Genomic DNA, 276 nt, shown 5'->3' on the forward strand with positions numbered 1-276 from the left:
CTTACCTAACGATACGCATTGCGTAGTGTCCACACAGATTGTCTGATAAAAGTAATGAGCAAGAGCACCTGTTGATGAGGGTGATGATTGTGCGATAAAACCTCGGCATCGAGTTTTTACTGCATCAGTCGTTCGAATGTGTCACCACATTCTCACCTTTACACAAAAATACTGAATCGCTGGTTCAGTAGAAATTTTTGTGTCCCCATCGTCTAGAGGCCTAGGACACTGCCCTTTCACGGCTGTAACAGGGGTTCGAATCCCCTTGGGGACGCC

1 tRNA gene is annotated in these 276 nt (G+C 46.7%); it reads left to right on the forward strand.

The features are described 5' to 3' along the window. The first annotated feature begins 201 nt into the window (after positions 1 to 201). A tRNA-Glu gene (locus HUZ92_RS20765) sits at positions 202 to 274 on the forward strand. Positions 275 to 276 lie beyond the last annotated feature (2 nt).

The organism is Yersinia vastinensis (assembly GCF_902726565.1).
GTDB lineage: Bacteria > Pseudomonadota > Gammaproteobacteria > Enterobacterales > Enterobacteriaceae > Yersinia > Yersinia vastinensis.